At 71.4% G+C, this 20838-nt stretch carries 16 protein-coding genes and 1 tRNA gene; 13 read left to right on the forward strand and 4 right to left on the reverse strand.

The window, feature by feature from the left end; translation table 11 throughout:
* Positions 1–13 precede the first annotated feature (13 nt).
* The gene (locus E3328_RS03160; RefSeq protein WP_135363170.1) at positions 14–1420 is read right to left on the reverse strand and encodes a lipid II flippase MurJ; all 1407 of its coding nucleotides are present in this window, start codon (positions 1418–1420) and stop codon (positions 14–16) included.
* 191 nt (positions 1421–1611) lie between these two features.
* Here E3328_RS03160 and E3328_RS03165 point away from each other — a divergent pair, with 191 nt between their 5' ends.
* The 3 genes from E3328_RS03165 to E3328_RS03175 all read left to right on the forward strand — a co-directional run bounded on the left by E3328_RS03165 (position 1612) and on the right by E3328_RS03175 (position 5952).
* Positions 1612–3432 (forward strand): ArnT family glycosyltransferase, encoded by a 1821-nt coding sequence (locus tag E3328_RS03165; RefSeq protein WP_135363171.1) that lies wholly within the window; start codon positions 1612–1614, stop codon positions 3430–3432.
* 130 nt (positions 3433–3562) lie between these two features.
* On the forward strand, positions 3563–4711 hold the full coding sequence (locus E3328_RS03170) for a sulfatase-like hydrolase/transferase (protein ID WP_135363172.1): 1149 nt from the start codon (positions 3563–3565) through the stop codon (positions 4709–4711).
* A gap of 2 nt (positions 4712–4713) precedes the next feature.
* Entirely contained in the window at positions 4714–5952 is a 1239-nt protein-coding gene (locus E3328_RS03175; RefSeq protein WP_135363173.1) for a sulfatase family protein, read from the forward strand.
* A gap of 81 nt (positions 5953–6033) precedes the next feature.
* Here E3328_RS03175 and E3328_RS03180 read toward each other — a convergent pair whose 3' ends face one another.
* Positions 6034–7110, reverse strand: coding sequence for a DUF2304 family protein (locus tag E3328_RS03180; protein WP_135363174.1), 1077 nt, complete (start codon positions 7108–7110; stop codon positions 6034–6036).
* A 157-nt stretch (positions 7111–7267) separates the two neighbouring features.
* On the opposite strand from E3328_RS03180, the gene E3328_RS03185 reads away from it, so the two are divergent.
* The 6 genes from E3328_RS03185 to E3328_RS03210 all read left to right on the forward strand — a co-directional run bounded on the left by E3328_RS03185 (position 7268) and on the right by E3328_RS03210 (position 13071).
* Positions 7268–8131, forward strand: coding sequence for a polysaccharide deacetylase family protein (locus tag E3328_RS03185; protein ID WP_135363175.1), 864 nt, complete (start codon positions 7268–7270; stop codon positions 8129–8131).
* The gene (locus E3328_RS03190) at positions 8128–9210 is read left to right on the forward strand and encodes a lysylphosphatidylglycerol synthase transmembrane domain-containing protein (RefSeq protein ID WP_135363176.1); all 1083 of its coding nucleotides are present in this window, start codon (positions 8128–8130) and stop codon (positions 9208–9210) included. Before E3328_RS03185 ends, E3328_RS03190 begins: the two co-directional genes overlap by 4 nt.
* Positions 9211–9319: 109 nt before the next feature.
* Positions 9320–10867 carry an alkaline phosphatase family protein gene (locus E3328_RS03195; protein ID WP_135363177.1) on the forward strand — a complete coding sequence of 516 codons (1548 nt, stop codon included), beginning with the start codon at positions 9320–9322 and terminating at the stop codon, positions 10865–10867.
* Between the two features lie 76 nt (positions 10868–10943).
* On the forward strand, positions 10944–11702 hold the full coding sequence (locus E3328_RS03200) for a YqjF family protein (RefSeq protein WP_209452126.1): 759 nt from the start codon (positions 10944–10946) through the stop codon (positions 11700–11702).
* Positions 11703–11797: 95 nt separating this feature from the next.
* A complete protein-coding gene (locus tag E3328_RS03205) occupies positions 11798–12796 on the forward strand; it encodes a zinc-binding dehydrogenase (RefSeq protein ID WP_135363178.1) in 999 nt (332 codons plus the stop codon).
* Positions 12797–12840: 44 nt separating this feature from the next.
* Positions 12841–13071 carry a PLD nuclease N-terminal domain-containing protein gene (locus tag E3328_RS03210; RefSeq protein ID WP_135363179.1) on the forward strand — a complete coding sequence of 77 codons (231 nt, stop codon included), beginning with the start codon at positions 12841–12843 and terminating at the stop codon, positions 13069–13071.
* A 42-nt stretch (positions 13072–13113) separates the two neighbouring features.
* On the opposite strand, the gene E3328_RS03215 is transcribed toward E3328_RS03210, so the two are convergent.
* Together E3328_RS03215 and aglG are read right to left on the reverse strand one after the other, a co-directional pair.
* The gene (locus tag E3328_RS03215) at positions 13114–14265 is read right to left on the reverse strand and encodes a glycosyltransferase (RefSeq protein WP_135363180.1); all 1152 of its coding nucleotides are present in this window, start codon (positions 14263–14265) and stop codon (positions 13114–13116) included.
* A gap of 104 nt (positions 14266–14369) precedes the next feature.
* Entirely contained in the window at positions 14370–15299 is a 930-nt protein-coding gene (gene aglG, locus E3328_RS03220; RefSeq protein WP_135363181.1) for a glucosyl-dolichyl phosphate glucuronosyltransferase, read from the reverse strand.
* 181 nt (positions 15300–15480) lie between these two features.
* Between aglG and E3328_RS03225 the strand changes: the two genes are divergently transcribed.
* From E3328_RS03225 to E3328_RS03240, 4 genes are all read left to right on the forward strand, one after another.
* Positions 15481–18639, forward strand: coding sequence for an oligosaccharyl transferase, archaeosortase A system-associated (locus tag E3328_RS03225; RefSeq protein ID WP_135363182.1), 3159 nt, complete (start codon positions 15481–15483; stop codon positions 18637–18639).
* A 210-nt stretch (positions 18640–18849) separates the two neighbouring features.
* Positions 18850–19902, forward strand: a complete 1053-nt coding sequence (locus tag E3328_RS03230; RefSeq protein WP_135363183.1) for a DUF7973 family transport facilitator — start codon at positions 18850–18852, stop codon at positions 19900–19902.
* An 85-nt stretch (positions 19903–19987) separates the two neighbouring features.
* The gene (locus E3328_RS03235) at positions 19988–20575 is read left to right on the forward strand and encodes a helix-turn-helix transcriptional regulator (RefSeq protein WP_135363184.1); all 588 of its coding nucleotides are present in this window, start codon (positions 19988–19990) and stop codon (positions 20573–20575) included.
* A 175-nt stretch (positions 20576–20750) separates the two neighbouring features.
* Positions 20751–20825: transfer RNA gene (locus E3328_RS03240), tRNA-Glu, on the forward strand.
* Positions 20826–20838 lie beyond the last annotated feature (13 nt).

A 20838-nucleotide genomic window follows, 5' to 3' on the forward strand; every position in this document is an offset into this window, starting at 1 on the left:
CTCTGGACGCCCGCTACACGCCAGCGAGCCCCCGGACCTTCGCCCGGATCCGGCCGGAGACGGCGATCAGGACCGCGGTGTAGACCGCCGCGCCGGCCAGCACCAGCCCGATCGTCAGGTAGTTCCCGGTCGGGACGGCCGGGCGGACCGAAACGACGGCCGCGACCATCACGAGGGCCGCGACGGCCTGGCGGGCGATCTCGAGGACCGGCACGTCCGGTCGCCCGACGAGCCGGGACAGCGCGACGTAGGAGTACACGAGGCCGACGCCGGCCGAGAGAACGGTCGCGACGGCGGCGCCGACCCAGCCGTAGAGGTAGATGAGCGCGACGTTCAACAGGAGGTTCGAGCCGGCGAACGCGAGGTTGACGCGGAAGGCCACGTCGGGGCGGTCGATCGCGTTGACGACGTTGAGGAACTGCTCGCCGTAGGCCGCGAGCATCCGCGCGAGGACGAGCAATACCAGGATCGGCGCGCCCTGGGTGAACTCGGGCCGGTAGATGCGCAGGACGCGCTCGCCGAGCGCCCACGCGCCGAACAGCCCGGGGATGACGAAGACGCCGGTGAACACCAGCCCCTCGTTGAGGTAGTGGTGGATGCGGTCGTGCTCGTCGTCGACGCCGAGCTCGCTCATCTCCGGGAAGAGCGTGCTCTTGACCGAGACGGCGACGAGCGCGAACACCGACGCGAGGCTCCAGGCCACCTCGTAGACGCCGATCAGCGTCGACCCGACCGCGAACGCGGCGAGGACGACCGTGTCCATCCAGCTGAACGCGCGGGTCTTCAGCGTGCTGAGCCACGTGTAGCGGGCGAAGTCGAAGAGGCTCCGCGCCGCCCGCCGGGTCGGCCGCCCCGGCGAGAGGTCGACGAAGACGACGGCGGCCAGCGTCCCGACGAACAGGGCGGCGGCGTGGCCGGCGACGAGCGCGGTGACGCCGTAGCCGGCCGCGACCGCCGCGATCTGCAGGACCGAGCGGACGATCCGCTCCAGGGACTTCGTGCCCGCGGCCCTGGCCACCTTCTTCTCGCCGTTGAGGACGGCTCTGACGCCGATGAACGCGACGTTGCCGACGACCAGCAGCGCGACCACGTCGCCGACCTCGGCGCCGACGAGCCAGTTGACCAGCGGCGTGCCGAGGACGACGGCGACCCCGAGGACGACGGCGATCCCGGCCAGCATCACGAGGCCCGTCGCGAGGTACTCCCCCCGGTCGCTCCCCTCGCTCAGCCGCTTCGTGAGCGAGTCGCCGACTGCCGTCGCGGGGATGTTCAGCCAGAAGGCGACGGCCACGGCCGGCGCGTAGAGGCCGATGAGGTCCGCGCCGCCGAGCCGGGCGATCGCGAACGTCGCCGCGAACCCGGCGAGCGAGACGACGACGTGGGAGGCGAAGTGAAAGAGGGTTGTCCGGCCGAGCCGCATCGTTACCCGCCGACCCCGTCGACCCGGCGCGTGCTTGAACGACGATCGCTCATGGGCCCACTGTGACCGGCGGGGTTCAGAACCTTTCTGATACGCGCCCGCACCGGACCGCCCGACGCCCGTGGCGGCTCCGGACTCGCGGCGCCCGGGAGATAGCAATCTTTTCGACACCGACCGAACAACCGGGGCGTATGTCACGGGTACGGGAGCGTCTGGGCCGCCCGCTCGGTCGGGTCCGGGCCGACCTCGGGGCGGACCCGTATCTCCCCTATCTGCTCGCGCTCGCCGCGGTGACCTGCGGGTTCGGCGTCTGGTTCCGGCTGCCGAACTTCGCCGCGCCCGACGAGTACTCCCGGCTCATCCAGCCGATGAAGGTCGCCGGCCGGTTCGTCGCGGACCCGGGCTTCGAGTCGATCCGGGCCGGCGTCACCGACGGCCGGGCGCTCGGCGCGACGTTCTACCTCTACGCGGCCACCCTGGCGCCGGTGTTCCTGGTCGTCGTCGCCACCGGGCGGCTCGGGGAGTTCGCGACGCTCGGGACGATCCAGTCGCGCTGGGAGCTGTGGCACGCCGCGCCGGCGTGGTTCTGGACGCTCGCCGTCCTGCTCGGCCGCCTCGTCAGCGTCGCGCTCGGCGTCGGCTGCGTCTACCTCACCTACCGCCTCGGGACCGAGCTCCGCGACCGCTTCGCCGGCCGCGTCGCGGCGCTCTCGCTCGCGCTCTCGGTCGGCTTCCTCGCCCAGACCCACATGATCGGCGAGGACATCCCGATGATCTTCCTGCTGCTCGCGACGGTCCTGCTGGCCAACCGGTACGTCGCCGTGGGGCGCGCGGCCGACTTCCTGCTCGGGTCGTTCGCCGGCGGGCTCGCCGTCGCGTTCAAGCTCTCCGGGGGCGTCGCCGCGGTGGTCCTCGGCGTGGCGCTGCTCGTCCGCGCGGCCCGCAGCGACGACCCGGTCGGCGAACTGGCCCGGCCGCGGGTCGTGCTGGGCGGGCTCGCGGTCGGCGCCGCGACCATCTACGTCGCGATCCCGAGCGTGCTGCTCGGCGGCCCACTGGAGCTGTTCGCGCGGGCGACCGGGTCGATCGCCTCGAAGACCGGCAAGTCCGGCGGGCTCACCGCCCCGATCTCCTACTGGCTGGTCCGCCAGTACGTCCGCGGGCTCGGCGTCCCGCTGTTCGTCGCCGCCCTCGCCGGCGCGGGCGCGACCGCCCGTCACCTCGTCACCCGCCGTTCCCGGATCGAACCGCTCTACTGGCTGCTTGTCACCTCGGTAGCGGTCTTCCTGCTGGTCTACTCGCGGTGGGAGTTCGTCCGTCTGCGCCACGTCGTCCCCACGTTCCCGCCGCTGCTCGTCCTGTTCGGCGCGGCCGCCAGCCGCTGGTGGGACGTCGACCGGCCGAAGGTCCGGACCGGCGTCCGCGCGGCGCTCGCGCTCGTTCTCGTGTCGAGCGCGCTGATCGCCGGCGTCGCCGGCGCCGGCTACCTGACGGAGCCGCGTGACGGCGCGACGGAGTGGATCGCGACGAACACGAACGCCGACGACCGCGTCGAGGTCTACGAGAACTCCATCGCCGACGTGGGGACGCCCCACGGCCGGGAGACGGTCCACTTCGACTACCGGGAGGAGCGGGCCACGTCCAGCTCCTCGCTCGTCCTGAACGAGTCGCGGTTCACCGAGTGGATGACGAGCGGGCCCGAGCGCGAACCGGCCTACATCGAACTCACCGCGAACGAGCTGTCCTACGTCGACCCGACGGACACGGACTACCACCGCTACCCCGAGCGGCGGGCCTACGTCCGGGGCCTGCTCGCCGGCGAGTACGACTACCGCGTGGTCGCGACGTTCGGCCACTGGGAGCGGACCGAGACGCTCCGGGACGACTTCATGCGGGCCGTGTTCCGCCCCGAGGTCGAGGGCCAGGAGCGATACGTGGTGATCCTGGCCCACGAGGAGCGGACCGGGACGATGGCGGACGCCGGCGGTCGCGAGGTCCGTTCGGGCGGGTGACCACGAGGGAGAGCGGCTCTGCGTCGAGCGGTTGTGCGTTCGAACAGTCGTGGCCTCGCTCGCGCCGCGGGCGGGACCGGGTTCCGAAGGGATTGTATAGGTTCCCGGAAAATGACGGCACGAGCTTCGAATGAGAGATGTCGTCCTCCTGACCGCGGACTCGGTCCGCCGCGACTTCGTCGACGCGATGCCCTTCGTCGACGGCCACGACGTGCTGACGGGCGTGACCGCCGGCCACTACACCCGGCCCAGCCTCGCCGCCCTCCAGTCGTCGCGGCTGCGCGCCTCGGTCCAGTCCAGGGTCATCGGGCCCTCGCTGGCCGAGGTGCTCTCCGAGGCGGGCTACGAGACCATCGGGCTGGTCCCGACCGCCCAGGCCGACCCCGCCTTCGGCTTCGACGCCGGGTTCGACCACTACGACAACTACATGAGCGGCAGCGGCAACGCCGCGAAGAACCGCCGCAGCGGCCTCCGCGAGTTCCTCGGCTCGTTCGACATCGTCCGGCAGGTCTACCGCCGGGTCTACCCGATGGAGGCGAACATGGCCGACCTCCCGGCCGACGACGCGGTCGTCGACGAGGCCGTCGAGCGGTTCAACGACGCCGACGGCCCCCGGTTCCTCTGGGTCCACCAGATGGAGAGCCACCGCCCCTACGGCCGCGGCGACGACGCGATCCCGGGGTCGGTCGACCGGAAGGCCGAGGCCAGCGGCGGCCGCCACTGGTTCGGCTCCTCGGAGGTCACGGACGCGGAACGTCGCACCATCCTCGACGCCTACCGGGACGCGCTCGGCCGCGTCGACGACCGGGTCGAGCGGGTGGTCGAGGGGATCGACAGCGAGGACCCGATCTTCGCCTTCGCGGCCGACCACGGCGACGAGTTCGGCGAGGAGGGGTACTACTACCACCAGGGCTACCGCCGCAGGGTCGCCGACCCGATCATCCGCGTCCCGGTCGTCCTCGACGGGGTCGACACCGTCGGCGACCGGTGTAGCCTGCTCGACATCGCGCCGACGCTCGCCGGCGCGGTCGGCGCCGAGGCGCCGGCCGCGTGGCAGGGCAACGACCTCGCGAAGACCGAGACGGGCGAGACGCTCACGGTCGCGCCGTGGCACGACAGCGCGACGGTCTGCTGGCAGGACTTCGACCGCAAGCTCGTCGCGCGCGACGCCGACGTGTCGATCACCGACGACGAGGGCGAGGCGACGGTCGAACGGACCGACGTCTCGGAGGACGTGGAGGCGCAACTGCGCGACCTGGGCTACTCGGACGCGGGGTAGCCATGTCGCGGAAGAACCTCCTCCTCGTCACCGTCGACTGCCTCCGCGGCGACTTCGTCGGGACCGACCACGCCGACACGCCGTTCATCGACGGCCTCGTCGCCGACGGGACCGACTACCGCGAGATGTACGCCACGGCGACGACGACGACGCCCTGCGTCGCCAGCTACATGACCGGCACCTACTCCGAGCACAACGGCGTCTACTCGCTGGAGGAGGCCCGCCTCGACGAGTCGGTCCCGACGCTCGCCGAGCACCTCTCGGCCGCCGGCTACGACACGACCGCGATGGTCACGGGGCCCATCGTCGCCGACACCGGCCTCGACCGCGGCTTCGACGAGTACGCCTACCGCGACCGCAACGAGGAGCTCGTCGGCGACTGGTTCGACGAGGCCGTCGAGACGGTCGCGGGCCTGGAGGAGCCGTTCTTCTGTTACCTGCACCTCTGGGAGATCCACGACCCCGTCCGCGTCCCCGACGGCTACGATGACCCGGAGTACGGGCGCTACCCCTACGCGCGAACCCTCTCGGCGCTCGACCGCGCGCTCGGACGGTTCCACGACCACATCCCGGCCAACACCGTGACCGCCCTCCACGGCGACCACGGCGAGGCCATCGCCTACCGCGACAGTTACCTGCACAAGCTGACGAAGTTCCTCCGGACCGGGCTCCGCTACGGGCTCGGACTCGACACGCGCGCGCTCGAACGCCGCCTCAAGCGCCGGTTCGACCGCGACCCGCCGGTCCCCGACCACTTCATGGAGGACGGCCACGGCGAGAACGTCTTCGACTTCGTCTCGAACGTCCCGTTCGTCCTCTCCGGGCCCGGAGTCGAGGACGCCACCGTCGACGCGCAGGTCCGGCAGGTCGACGTGCTGCCGACGCTGCTCGACCTCCTCCGCGTCGAACCGACCGACGACCGGCCGATCGACGGCGAGTCGCTGCTGCCCCCCGAGTCGGTGAGCGACCGCGACGCCTACATCCGCGCCTGCGGGAAGTCGCTCGTCCGCGAGGCCAACTGGCAGCGCGCCGTCCGCGCGGAGGGCCACAAGTACGTCGAGTACGTCGACCGCGACTGGGAGCCCGAGCTGTACGACCTCGACGCGGACCCGCTCGAACTCCACCCCGTCGAGGACGAACCCACCGCCTCCGACCTCCGGTCGCGGATCCCCGAGGAGGGCGTCCGCGACGGCGAACAGCTGGAGATCGACGGCCTCCTGAAGGACCTGGGCTACAAGTAGGGGCGTCCCGCCTGTCGGGGTCGCACGGCCGCCGAGGCCGTCGGCCGTTCGGGTCGACTCGACCGCTCGCTGCGCTTTCGTTCACCGGATCCAGGTGACGAAGATCGTCCGCGCGAGCCCGACCGCGTAGCCGAGCTTCGGTTTCTTGGTCTCGCCGGCCTCCCGCTCGTGGATGGTCACCGGGACCTCGACGATGCGCAGGCCGTTCTTGCGGGACTCGATGATGAGCTCGGGCGCGGAGAACCGTTCCTCGGTGAGCGTGAGCTCGGCGAGCCGGGAGCCGCGGATGGCGCGGAAGCCGTTGGTGCAGTCGGTGATGTCGGTCTTGGCGAGGCGGTTGATCAGCCAGGTGAACGTGCGGATGCCGCCCCGGCGGGTGATCGAGTTGCCGGAGTTGTCCTCGCCGCGGTACCGGGAGCCGAGCACGTAGTCGGCCTCGTCGTCGACGATGGGGGCGACGAGGTCGTCGAGCTGGTCGACGGGGTGCTGGCCGTCGGCGTCCATCGTGACGACGATGTCGGCGCCGTGGTCGCTGGCGATGTCGAAGCCGGTCTGGAGAGCGCCGCCCTGGCCCTGGTTGATCGGGTGTTCGACGACGATGGCGTCGTACTCCTCGGCGGCCCGCCGGGTGGCGTCGTCGGAGCCGTCGGAGACGACGACCGCACGGACGAGGTGGTCGTGGATCCGGTCGGGCAGCGCCGCGAGGACGGTCCCGATCGTGTCGGCCTCGTTGTAGGCCGGGACGACGACGTACAGCGTCCGCTCGTCGAGGTCCGCGTCCGGGTCGGCCTGCTGGACGGCCAGGCTCCGCGTGAGGTCGCCGATCGTCCGCTGGCTGGTGTTGACCTGCGAGACGAGGTAGAAGATGAGCACGAGGAACGTGACGTTGGCGAAGATCTGGATGAGGATGAAGCGGCTCTCGAGGTTCAGGACGCCGGCGAGCGCGCCGTACAGCCCCGGCGCGAACGCGACGGTGAGCAGCCCGAGCGCGACCCCGAGGGCGATGGCGAGTTCCGCCCGCGAGAAGGTCGTGCGGTAGCGCTCGAACCCCCACAGGAGGACGACGGCCGCTACCCCGGCGAACAGCAGGGTCAGCGCCTCGTTGCTCAACCCCGGGAGGGCTGCCAGGGGGGCGTCGGCGGACACCAGCGGCGACATTGGTTCACCACGGATCACGAACGCCGCCCGATTTGTATCTGCCGGTCCCCCGCGGACGCTCCCGATACCCTTCTCGGAGATCCGGTCCTGGCGGTCGCGGGCGAAGCGCATCGCCCAAGTAGGCCGGGGGTGTACCCCACGACGAGTCTCCCCGCCGATGTCACAGCCACGCGCCGCGCTCTCCGTCGACCTCGAGTTCTTCACGCACCTGCCGGCCTACCGCGGGGCCCGCGGGGTCACCGACCGCCCGGCGGTCGGGCTCGGCGGCGTCACGGCGCTGCTCGACGCCCTCGCCGACGCCGACGCGGCGGGCACGTTCTTCACCGTCGGCGACATCGCCGACGACCACCCGCGGGTCGTCGAGCGCGTCGCCGACGAGGGCCACGAGGTCGCCTCTCACACGCACACCCACCAGCACCTCTCCGAACTCGACGGGGCAGAGCGCCGCGAGGAACTGGCGCGCTCGAAGGAGCGGCTGTCCGCGGTCGCCGGCGAACCGGTCACCGGGTTCCGCGCGCCGTCGTTCGACCTCGGCCCCGACCACTTCGGGACGCTGTCGGATCTGGGCTACGAGTACGACTCCAGCGTCGTCCCGTGTCGGTCGATCCCCGGCTGGTACGGCGGGGAGTTCGACGCCGAGCGCCCCGTCCCGGCGAGCGCCGTGGACCCGACCGCGCCGGACGAGTTCGTCGAGGTCCCGACCTCGGTGATGCCGCGGCTGCGCCTGCCGCTGACGGGGACCTGGATCCGCTTCTTCGGCGTCTCCTACACGCTCGCCGGGATGCGGCTGCTCGCCCGGCGCGGGATCGCGCCGGTGCTGTACGTCCACCCGTGGGAACTGGTCGACCTCCCGGCGGTCGAGGGGGTCCCGAAGCGCGTGTACGTCCGGACGGGCGCGTACATGCGACGGGCCATCCGCCGGATCCTCGCCGAGCCGTTCGAGTTCGTCACCGTCCGCGACCTCGCCGACAGCGTCGAGTCGAACGAACGGACGCCGTCCGCAGGGAGTGGTCGACCGTGAGCGACGAGGGAACCGAAAGTCCGTCCGGCGACGACTCGGCGGGCCGGTCCTGGCGGGGGCGGGCGCTCTCGGCGCTGCAGTGGGCGGTCGCGATCGGGGCGTTCTGGTACGTCGCCCGCGGGGTCGACTGGTCGGCGACGGGGGCGGAACTGGCGACGCTGGACGCGGTCGTGGTCGCCGGCGTGCTCGCGGTCACCGCGGTCGAGTTCGGCTCGCGGTTCGGGATGTGGTACGCGCTGTTGAACGGGCTCGGCCCGACGGACTTCCGGACGAGCGCGAACGTCGACCTGGTGATCAAGTTCGTCAACCACGTCGTCCCGTCGAAGGCCTCGGGCCACTCGGTGGCGCCGCTGGTCGTCCGCCACTACACGGGGGTCGACTGGGCCGAGGCCGTGAGCGTCTCGGGGCTCAACACCGGCCTCTACGCCGCCCTCTACGGGCTGGTCGCGCTCGCTGGGCTCGGCCTGTTCGCCCCCCGGCTCGGCGGCGGGTGGCTGCTCGTCATCCTGCTGTCGACGGGCGTCTACCTCGTCGCCGGCGTGCTCGTCCTGCTCGCGGGCCGGCGGATGAACGCGGCCGGCCGCCTGGCGAGCCGGCTAGGCGGGCTGCTGGGCCGGATCCCCCGGATCGGCGACCGGCTCGCCGGCGTCGCGGCCGCGCTGCCCTCCTTCACCGCCGACTCGGCGGGCGTGTTCCGCCGGCTGTCGGCGCGGCCCTCGGTCGTCGGCCCGTACGCGCTCGGGTGGGCGGGGACGCTGATGGTCTGTCCCGGGCTGCGCGTCTGGCTGCTGCTCACGGGACTGGGCGGGGAGTTCTCGCCCGTCCTCGCCCTGCCGGTCGTGCTCGTGACGGCCTACAGCGTGACCGTGCTGCCGCTGACGCCCGGGGGCGTCGGCGTCGCGGAGGCCTCGGCGACGGCCGTCCTCGTCGCCCTCGGCGTCGCGCCGGAGATCGCGCCGGTCGTGGTCCTCCTCGACCGCACCTTCGGCGTCTACCTCCCCGCCGTGCTCGGCTGGCTCCCCGCCGCGACGCTGGACTTCTCGGACCTGCTCGCTCGCGGCGAAGAGGGGAGCGGGTGACCGCTGCGGGTCCGTCGAATCGGCGGACGGCGGTACGAAACCCCGCTGCGGCGCGGCGACCGTCCGGCCGAACGAAACGTATTTCCGGCGGCCTCACGGCCTTCCGACAATGACGCGGACCTTCGTTGTCGGGCTCGACGGCGCCAGCTGGCTGCTGACCGAGCCCTGGATCGACGACGGGCTCCTCCCCAACCTCGCCGCCCTCCGCGAGTCGGGCACCTACGCGACCAGCCGGAGCTGCCTGCCGCCGGTCACCTACCCCAACTGGAAGTGCTACTCCTCCGGGAAGAACCCCGGCAAGCACAGCGTCTACTGGTGGGAGCGCATCGACCTCGCCGACGAGCGCATCGACATTATGAGCGGGAGCGACTACAAGACCGCCGAGCTGTGGGACTACCTCAACGCCGACGGCCAGCGGGCGGGCGTCGTCAACATGCCCTCGATGTACCCCCCGCGGGAGATCGACGGCTACGTCGTCTCCGGCGGCCCCGACGCCGTCGAGGGCGAGTACCGCTCGCTCGACTCCGGGTACACCCACCCGCCCGACTTCGAGGACGAACTGGCCGACCGCTACGACTACCAGGTCCACCCCGACCCGCTGCTGTCGTCGAACGACGAGCGCGGCGCCGAGGTCGACCAGATCCTGCGGCTGTTCGAACTGCGCCTCCAGGTTGCGAAGGACCTGTTCGTGGAGGAGGACCTCGAGTTCACCCACGTCACGCTGTTCTACCTCAACGTCCTGCACCACTTCTTCTGGGACGACGAGCCGACGAAGCGCGGCTGGCAGCTCGTCGACGAGTGGCTCGGTGAACTGGCCGAACTGGAGGACACGAACCTCGTGGTCATGTCCGACCACGGCGCCGCGGCGACGACCACGGAGTTCTACGTCAACGAGTGGCTCGCCGAGAACGGCTATCTCACCCGTGCGAGCGGCGTCGAGGACTACTTCCAGCGGGTCGGACTCACCCGCGAGACGGCGCTGGACGTGGCAAAGCGGTTCGGCCTCGTCGACTTCCTCGCGGAGAACGTCCCCCAGCGCGTCCAGGAACTGGTCCCCCAGAGCGCCGGCGCCAAGCGCGAGCGCAAGATGGAGCTGATCGTCCCGGAGGAGACGAAGGCGCTCGCCAGCGGCCAGGGGCCGATCTACGTCAACCCGCGCTTCGACGTGGAGTCGGTGCGCGAGGACCTCATCGCCGACCTCCGGGAGGTCACCGACGAGCACGGCGAGCCGCTGTTCACGGGCGTCTACCGCGCCGAGGAGGTCTACGACGGCCCCTACGTCGACATCGGGCCGGACGTGGTCGTCGACCAGCGCCCGGGCGTCCACGTCAACGACGGGATGGGCGGCGACGCCGTCCAGACCGAACCCGACCGCTGGGCCGCCGAGAACACGCCCACGGGCATCTTCGTCGCGGACGGCCCCGACTTCCGGAACCGCGGCGAGATCCCCGAGATCGACATCCGCGACATCGCGCCGACGATCCTCGCCGCCCACGGCGTCGACACCCCGACGGACATGGACGGCGAGGTGCTGGACATCTTCGTCGACGACCCCGACGTGGGCACGCAGGACCCGATCGACCACGAGACCGCCCGCGCCGGCGGGCCGGGCGACGAAGTGGCCGACCGGCTGGCCGAACTCGGCTACATGGAGTGAACGGCACGCGACCGCCGTCCCACCGGGCCGCCGGTCCGACCAGTGATGTGCGCGCGGGCCGTAGCGACGACCGACAATGTCGCTTCGCTCGCTGCTGGACCTCCCGATCGCGATGGGGTGGCGCCACCTCCTGTTCGCCAACTGGCCGGTCGACCCCGGCCTCGTCGACGCGCACGTCCCCGACGCGCTGACGGTCGACACCCACGGCGGGCGGGCCTGGCTCTCGGTCGTCCCGTTCACGAACGTCGCGGTTCGCCCGCGCGGCCTGCCGGCCTGGACCGGCCTCCCGCTGCCCGAACTGAACCTCCGGACCTACGTCACCCGCGAGGGGGAGCGCAGCGCCGAGGGCGCCGGGCCGACCGACGACGGCCCCGCCGAGGACCTGGGCGTCTACTTCTTCAGCCTCGACGCCGACGGGATCCTGGGCGTGACGGGCGCGCGCCTGTTCCACCACCTCCCGTACTACCTCGCCGACATGTCCCTGGAGGCCGACGCGTCGGGCGTCGAGTTCAGGAGCCGGCGGCGACACCCCGGCGCGCGGCCCTGCGACTTCGACGCCCGGTACGAGCCGGTCGGCGACGGCTTCCGCTCGGATCCGGGGTCGCTCGAACGGTTCCTCACGAAGCGCCACCGATTCTACACCGAGACGCCCGGCGGCGAGTTGCGCTACGCGCAGATCCGCCACCCGCCGTGGACCCTCTACGAGGCCAGCGTCGACCTCCGCGAGAACGAGGTCTTCGAGACCAACGGGTTCGACACGCCCGAGAGCGAACCAACCGTACTCTACAGCCCCGGGGTCGACGTGACCGCCTCCGGGAGCCGTCGGGTGGAGTGATCACCCCGGGGCGAGGGCCGACCCGGGTGAAGGTCTGGCTGGTCCCGCTCGCAACCGTTGCCCATTCCCGGCTCGGCGCCCAACCGCCGGGTGACATGACTTCGGAGATGACCGCCTACGTCGTCGAGGAGTACGGCGACCCGGACGTGTTCACCGAGCGGACCGTCGCGGTGCCCGAGCCGGGACCCGAGGAGGTCCGCGTCGAGGTGCGGGCGACCAGTCTCAACCCGGTCGACTACAAGATCCGGCGGGGCGACATCCCCGATTTCACCCCGGAGTTCCCCGCAGTCCTCCACTGCGACGTCTCGGGGGTCGTCGACGCGGTCGGCGAGAACGTCGACCGCTTCGACGTGGGCGACGAGGTGTACGGGATGCCCGGCGGCGCGGGCCGGGACGGCGCGCTGGCCGACTACGTCGTCGGCCACGCCGGGACCTTCGCACCGGCGCCGGAGACGCTCCCGCTGGCCGACGCGGCCGCGCTCCCCGTGGTCGCGCTGACCGCGTGGGAGATGCTCGCCGACAAGGCGACGGTCGACGTGGGCGACGACGTGCTCGTCTACGGCGCCAGCGGCGGCGTCGGGCACGTCGGCGTCCAGCTCGCTCGCTGGTTCGGCGCGGACGTGACCGCGACCGGCTCGACCGAGGCGAAACGGGCGTTCGCGGCCGACCTCGGCGCCGACCACACCGTCGACTACACCGCGACCGAGGTCGAGTCGTACGTCGACGAGCACGCCGACGGCGCCGGCTTCGACGTGGTCTTCGACCCGGTCGGCGACGACCACCTCCAGACGGCCTTCGACGCGGTCCGCCCGTTCGGGACCGTCGTGACCACCGAGTCGAGTTCGACCCAGGACGTATCGGCGCTGCACGCCAACTCGCTGGAACTCGGGGTCGTGCTCGTCATCCTGCCGGTGCTGCTCGGCGAGCGCCAGGAGCGGGTCGGCGACGAACTGGCCGACATCGCGGCGCTCGTCGACGACGGCGCCGTCGAGCCCCACGTCGACGAGCGGTTCGCCTTCGACGAGGTCGCCGACGCCCACCGCCTCGGCGAGGACGGCGACTTCGTCGGGAAGATCCTGCTCGAAACCGAGTGAACGAACACAAAGCATTTGTCGCGGTGGCCGGTTTCTCGGCAGTGATGCCCTCCACGATACCCACCGCGGTACCGCTACAGATGGGCGAGGCGGCGTTCGTCCTCCTGTTCGGCCTGCTGTTTTTCGCCGTCGGGATCGCGCTGATATTCTGGACGTACAGCGACGCCAAGAAGAACAGCAGCCACCCCGCGTTCCTCTGGGCCATCGTCGTCTTCCTGGCCCCGCTGCTGGGACTCGTACTGTACTTCCTGGTCGGCCGCGACCAGAAGTACTGACGGGCCGATTCCGGCCGCTGTCTGACCGACCTCTTCCGGTCGCTACCGATTCCGACGCCGGACGGCTCGCTGCAGGATCTCGCGATACCGCTCCTGAGCGGCCTCGAAACTGTACTCCGACTCGATCAGCTCGCGCCCGTTGCGACTGATCGCGGGCAGGTCCTCCCGGTCGAGGACCGCGAGCAGCTCCCGGCGGATGTCGCCGGGGTCGGTGCTGTCCATCAGGAAGCCCGTCTCGCCGTCGCGGACCACGTCGGGCACGCCCGAGACCGGCGTCGCGTAGACCGGCGTCCCGCAGGCCAGCGCTTCGAGGATCGTCGTCGGCAGCCCCTCCGTGGGTTCCGAGGGGAGGACGACCAGCCGGAGCCGGTCGAGTTCCGCGGGCACGTCGCCGTGGTCGACCCAGCCGCGCATCTCCACCCGCCCGGCCTCGATCTCGTCCGCGAGTTCGTCCTCCAGCCACTCACGGAGGTCGCCGTCACCGATGAAGGTGAAGGTCACGTCGTCGGGGAGGTCCTTCGCCGCGGCGGCGAGTTCGCGGACGTTCTTCTCCTCGTCCAGCCGGCCGAGGAAGCCGACCCGACGGCCCCGCTCCGCCAGGGGCGTGCGGACCCGGAACTCGTCGGTCCGGACGTAGCGGGCGCCGGTGGGGTACACGTCGGGGGAGTCGGGGTCGAGGTCGAGTTGCTCGGCCATCGACGGCGTGTAGGTCACGACCCCGTGGGCGGCCGCGAAGCCCGCGCGTTCGAGCGCGCGGACGAGCCCCGCGAGCGTCCGCGCGACCGGCGAGGGCAGCGACTCCTCCCAGGCGATGCGGAGCGTCAGCGGCACGTCCCCCCGGGGTTCGACGAGGACCGTCTTCCCGACGGCGCGAGCGAACAGGATCGGCAGGAGGTACGACGTGGCGCCGTAGAACAGGACGACCCCCTCGTCGCGGCCGGCGAGGACGCGGCACATCCGGAGCTGGTTCAGGAGGAAGCGGACGGCCGCCACCGCGACCGAGTCGCCGGCGCCCTTCCGCGTGAGTTCCACGAGTTCGTGGCGGTCGCGGATCTCCGAGTCGGCGGGCAGGTCCGCGGTGACGAGCGCGACGCCGGTCACCGCCGAGAGGATGTCCAGCAGGCTCCGCGTGGCGTTCTCGCCGGCCGCCGCCAGCGGGTGCGTGACGACGCACACGTCGGGCAGATCCGCCATTACTGGTGGAGTGGCCCCGGCGAACGCTTAACGCTGATCATCCCCGTCGGAGGTCACCGCTCCCCGCCGGATATCTCCGCTCGCCGGCTGTTCCCGATCGCAAGTCACCGCCACTTGAGTATCCCGTAGAGGTAGCCCAGGCCGACGACCCCCGTCAGCAGGACGAGCCAGACGAGCTGTTTCGCGGCGGTCGCGTCGGGGTCGCGGAGCAGGCCCGCGAGCCGGCCCGGGACGTACTCCCCGAGGATCTTCCCGAGGAAGTCGCCCTCCTCCTCGGCCGACCCGGAGACGAACTGCTGCATGCCGCGCTTGGAGTAGCCCTGCCAGAACGCCCGGTCCAGCAGCCACTTCGGCTCGGTGCGGTAGGCGTACACCTTGTGGCCCACTTCGGCGTCGGGGACGTACCGGACGCCCTGGCCGTACTCCGCCTGCAGCCGGGCGCAGACCTCCGTCTCGCCGCCCTGGAGGTTCTTGTCGCCCTTGCGGCCGCCGATCTCGTCGTCGAACCCGCCCAGGTCGAGGAACACCTCGCGGCGGAAGGAGAGGTTCGAGCCGTTGGTGTTGCGGACCTCGGCGGGGGTGTCCCGCCCTTCGCCGAACCCGCGGTAGGTGGCGCCGATCAGGAAGTAGAACTCCGCGGGGAGAAAGTCGACCGGGCCGTCGACCCAGATGGGGGCCATCCGGCCGCCGACCGCGAGGGCGTCGTGGGCCTCGTAGGCGTCGACGAGTCGCTCGATCCACTCGGGGTGGGCGACGGCGTCGTCGTCGAGGAACGCGACCACATCGCCGGTGGCCGCCCTCGCGCCGTTGTTCCGGCTGACGAGCAGGCCGCGGTTCGCGTCGTTGCAGAGCGTGACGACGTTCCCGCGGTCGCCGAAGTCGGCCTCGAACCGCTCGTAGACCTCCGGGTTGCCGTCGCTGACGAAGACGAGCTCCACGTCCTCGTAGGTCTGGTCGAGGACGCTGCGAGCGGCCTCGGTGACCGCGTCGTAGCGGTCCATCGTGTGCTCGCAGAGCACGACGGAGACGCGCATGTCCCCCCAATGGACCGGGGGCCGGGATAGGTTTTCCGTCTGCCGTGCCGCGGTGGTCGGCGTCCCGACCCGGCGATCCGGCCCGGAGATCGCAGGAACGCAGCGGTATCGGTGGGTCCCGGCTGGCCCCATTTATCGTGATATGACAAGGCTTATGCGCGCGATGGGACTGGTTCCGTCAATGAGTCAGTGGCGTGGTCAGATCGAAAACATCGACGAACCCGGTGACCTCGCCGAGGTCGTGGGCGAGTACTACCACATCCCGGCGGTGGTCGCCCTCCTCGGGTTCATGCTGTGGAGTCGCGTCCGCGATTGGAAACAGTTCCTCGTAGACGGGACGGTGTACTTCAGCGGGAACGACCCCTGGTACCACTACCGGATGGTCCAGTACACGGTGCGCAACTGGCCGAGCACGAGTCCGTTCGACCCGTGGACCCAGTTCCCAGTCGGGACTCACTCCAGCCAGTTCGGTACGGTGATGGACCAGCTGGTCGCCACGGCCGCGCTGGTGGTCGGCCTCGGCAACCCGAGCGACCACACCGTCCGGCTGGTCGTCCTGTTCGCGCCGGCCGTCTTCGGCACCCTGGTTGCGGTCCCCGCGTACTTCCTGGCCAAGCGACTGGCCGGGAAGTTCGGCGGCGTGATCGCCGTCGCCGTCCTCGCGCTCGCGGGCTCGACCTTCGCCCAGCGCGGGACCGTCGGCTTCTACGACCACCACATCGCCGAGGCGCTGTTCATGACCGGCGCCGTCCTCGCGACGATGGTCGCCGTCTCCGTCGCCGAACAGGAGAAACCCGTCTGGGAGCTGTTCAAGGCGCGCGACGTCGCCGCCCTGCGCCGCCCCGTCGGCTGGTCGCTGGTCGCCGGCGCCGCCATCGCCATCTACCTCTGGACCTGGGCGCCCGGCGTCTTCCTCGTCGGCATCCTCGGCGTCTTCTTCCTCGTCCAGATCGTCTCGGAGTACGCCCACGGCGAGAGCCCGGAACACGTCGCGATCGCCGGCGCGGTGACGCTGTCGACGACCGGCGTGCTGAGCTTCGCCGTCATCGAGGAACTCGGGCTCAGCGCCACGAGCTACAACCTCCTCCAGCCGATGCTCGCGTTCGGCGTCGCCGCGGGCTGTGTCTTCCTCGCGTGGTTCGCCCGCGAGTGGGAGTCCCGGGACCTGCCCAACTTCCAGTTCCCGCTCGCGGTGGGCGGCATCCTCCTCCTGCTGGCGGGCGGGATGGCGGTCCTGCTCCCGGACCTGTGGGGCTTCCTGGTCAACCAGATCACCCGCGTCGTCGGCCTCTCGGTCACGGACACGGCACAGACCGTCGGCGAGGCGCAGTCGCTGCCGTTCAGCCAGCTGTTCCCCCGGTACGGCTTCACGGTCTTCATCGCGCTGCTCGGGGTCGCCTACGTCGCGGCCCGGCACTTCTACGACCGGCCGCGCGCCGAGCTGACGCTCGTCGCCGTCTGGACCGTCTTCCTCCTGCTGGCGACGCTGACCCAGCAGCGCTTCGACTACTACTTCGCCGTCGCCGTCGCGTCGATGGCCGCGCTCGTGCTCGGCGAACTCGCGCGGTTCTCCGGGCTGTCGACGCCCGACACGGACATCGAGACCTACCAGGTGCTGACGATCGCCGCCGTCGTCCTGGTGGTGTTCGCCCCGCTGGTCTACCCGACGCCGCTCGCGATGCAGATGACCTCCGCGGAGGGCGGGCCGGGGCAGGCTCAGCCGGCCTGGAACGAGACGCTCGGCTGGATGCAGACGAACGCGCCCGCACAGGGCACCTACGGCGGCGCCGACAACGCCGACGCCGTCCCCTACTACGGCACCTTCGAGAACACCGACGACTTCGACTACCCCGAGGGGTACTACGGGACGCTCTCGTGGTGGGACTACGGCCACTGGATCACGGTGATGGGCGAGCAGATGCCCACCGCCAACCCGTTCCAGCAGGGGGCCAACCAGGCCGCGAACTTCCTGCTGTCGACCAACGAGTCCCACGCCAACGAGGTGATGACCGACCTCAGCGAGGACGACGCCAAGAGCCGCTTCGTGACGGTCGACTGGAAGATGGCCGAGACCTCCCAGTACTACCAGCGGGCGGGGACCCAGCCGCTGAACATCGGCGGGAAGTACTTCGCGCCGTTCGCGTTCTACTCCGACGGGAACATCTCCCAGAACGACTACTACTCGGGCCTGTACTACCAGACGGGCCAGCAGGACCGCGTGCAGTACCGCCTCTTCCGGCGCCACCAGCAGCCGTACTACAACTCCACGGCCGTCCGGCTGTACCGGTTCCACGGGAGCGCCGCCGAGCCGAGCCCGGTCGTCCTCGACTGGACGATCGAGGACGTGGGCGGCGAGCAAGTTCCGATCAGCAACGGGACGCGCCGCTTCGGGTCGATGGCCGAGGCCCGCGAGTACGTCGAGAGCGACCCGACCTCCCAGATCGGCGGGTTCGGCGGCTTCCCCGAGGAACGGGTCCCCGCGCTCGAACACTACCGGATGGTCCAGGGCAGCGACACCACGGCCTTCGACTCGGTCCGCTACCAGCTCGGCCTGCGGAAGCAGGCCCAGGGCGCCTTCCAGACCTCGCTGCGCCAGCCGGGCGTGCTCGGCGCGCTCCAGCCGGCCAGCACGAACTGGGTGAAGGCCTTCGAGCGGGTCCCCGGCGGGACCATCGAGGGCGAGGGGCCCGCGAACGCGACGGTCAACGCGGCCGTCCAGATGGAGGTTCCGTCGACGAACTCCACGTTCGTCTACCGCCAGCAGGCCGAGACCGGCCAGGACGGCTCCTTCACGATGACGGTCCCCTACTCGACGACCGGCTACGACGAGTGGGGCACCGAGGAGGGCTACACGGACCCGAGCGTCACCGCGAACAGCTCCTACCGGCTCAGCACCGGCACGACCTCCAACGGCACCTACGCGTTCCGCTACGGCGCCACGGTCGACGTGACCGAGGGCCAGGTCATCGGCGAGAACGAGTCGGCCTCGACGGTCACCCTCGAGAAGGGCCAGGCGCAGCCGCTCCCGACCGCCCAGCCGGACAACGGGACGAGCGGCGACGGCACGGGCGACGGCACCGCCGGTGACGACGGCGCGACCGGCGACGGGACGGCCACGCCGACCCCGGCCGACGACAGCGGCACCGACACGGGCGCGGACGGCACCGCGACGCCCGCCGGCGACGCCGGGACGGCCACGCCGACCGCGAGCGATACCGGAACCGCGACGGACGCCGGGACCGGCAGCGACGCCGGGACCGACACCGCGGCGCCGGCGACGCTCGTCGCGCTGCTGGGCGGCGGACTGGTCTCGCTGGTCGGACTGAGCCGGCGCGACTGACCGACTCCGCCGGCCGATTCCGTTCCGGACCGTTCCGGCCCACGCCGTTCCGGACCGTTCCGGTCCGCTCCGCCACCCCTTTTTCGCGGCCTCGCCGCGCGCGACTATCCGTCAGTACTAACTACTGGCTCCGACTTCCGTCCCCTATGACACGACAGTCCGGTCGGCGCAACCGGGGTCGCCGACCGACCGAGCCGCAGGGTGAGGCCGATGGCAGTTGACGGCGGTCTGCTCGCGGTCGACCTGTTGCTCGTGGCGTTCGCGGGCGGCGCGGTCGGCGCGGCGCTGGGCGGCTACGCGGCCTACGGCCTCGCCGGCCTGGTCGTCACGGTCGGCGAGATCGCGCGGGTCACCACCGGCGCGGGCGGCTCGCCGCTCGTCGCCGACTCGGCCGACCTCGGGGCGGCGGGCGTCACCGGGCTGGTCGGCTACGGCCCCGTTCTGGGGCCGCACGTCGCGTTCGCGGGCGCCGCCGCGGCCGCGGCCTACGCCGGCCGCAAGGGCCACCTCGACACCGACTTCCCCTACCACGAGGCCAAACACCTCGCGGCGCCGCTCGGGCCGCGCCCCGGCGCGCTCGCGGTCGGCGGCGCCTTCGGCGTCCTCGGCTACTGGCTCGCCGGGCTGTCGCTCCGGCTGGGGCTGCCCTGGGACCCCGTCGCGGCGAGCGTCGTCGTCTCCGCGCTGTTGCACCGGGCCGTCTTCGGCTACCCGCTGCTCGGCCGCCTCGACACGGACCTGCTCGACATGTCGCCCTACCGCGACGGCGACCGGCGGATGGCCGCCGACGGCGACGGCGCCCGGTCGCTCGCCGGCCGCTACGTCGTCGAGCCGTGGCTCCCCTACCAGTCCGAGTGGGCGACCGTCGGGTTGCTCGGCCTCGTCGTCGGCGTCTTCGCCGGCTTCCTCGCCGTCGCGACCGGGAGTTACTTCCTCGCGTTCGGCATCGCCGCCACGGGGCTGCTGTTCCTGACGGCCGGCGTCGAGCGGTTCCCCGTCACCCACCACATGGCGCTGCCCGCCGGGATCGCCGCGCTCGCGGTCCCGGGCGCCGGCCCGACGGTCGCGATCCTCGTCGGCGGCGCCTTCGGCGTCCTCGCCGGCCTGGTCGGCGAACTCGCCCAGCGAGTCCTGTACGCCCACGCCGACACCCACCTCGACCCGCCCTCGGTGGCCATCGTCGTCACGACCCTGCTCGTCGCGCTGCTGGACCTGGCGGGCGTGTTCCAGCAGGCCGCGGTCCCGACGGTCGGGCTCGCCTGAGGACCCCGCTCGCGTCCGGCGGTCGGCGAACGGGAGATACGCGGTTTCACAGCGTTTTTATACCGACCTCGGCATGTTACGATAGATGCAGCAGTGGCTGGTCGGCGACGCTGTCGGGGGAGCACTGGCGGCCGGGGGCGGGACGGCGCGGGCGATCGCCGCACGGGGATGGCCGTCGTCCCCGACCGCCGGCGAGCCGTCGGTCGGCGCCTTGCAGTCGGCCTCGGGCGACATCGGCGGGATGATGGTCGCCGCCGTCGTCCTCGTCGCGCTCGGCCTCGGGGGCGTCGCCGCCTGGCACTCCGGCCTCCCCTCGCTTCGGTCGGTCGGCGGCTCCGCGGGCGGCGAGTCGTCGACCGACCCGGAGGGGCCGGCGACGACCGACCGGCCGCCCGAACCGGACCCGGCCGCCGAGGGGGCCGCCGAACCCGACGAACCCGAGGGCCGGACCGACCGGGAACTCATCGTCGACATCCTCGAATCCCACGAGGGGCGGATGAAACAGGCCCGGATCGTCGACGAGACGGGCTGGTCGAAGTCCAAGGTGAGCATGCTCCTCTCGGAGATGGAAGACGAGGAGGAGATCAGCAAGCTCCGGGTCGGCCGGGAGAACATCATCAGCCTCAGCGGCAACGAGCCGGAGGCCGCCGGCTCCCCGTTCGACGACGAGTGAGCGGCCGGTCCCGGCTTCCCGTTGCGGACCTTCCGGGTATCCCCGAAACGACGACCAGCCGACGGTACGGAGATCCGGCGCCGGAGAGTGTGCGACGGCGTACCGATACGGGCGCGAAGCGCAACCGTTAAACCCGTATCCGCGCAACGATTTGGTACACACAGAGGGCGTGTGCGCTCCGTTGGTGTAGTCCGGCCAATCATCTTGCCCTCTCACGGCAAGGACCAGGGTTCAAATCCCTGACGGAGCATCCCACTTTCCTT

Source organism: Halosimplex halophilum (assembly GCF_004698125.1).
Classification (GTDB): domain Archaea; phylum Halobacteriota; class Halobacteria; order Halobacteriales; family Haloarculaceae; genus Halosimplex; species Halosimplex halophilum.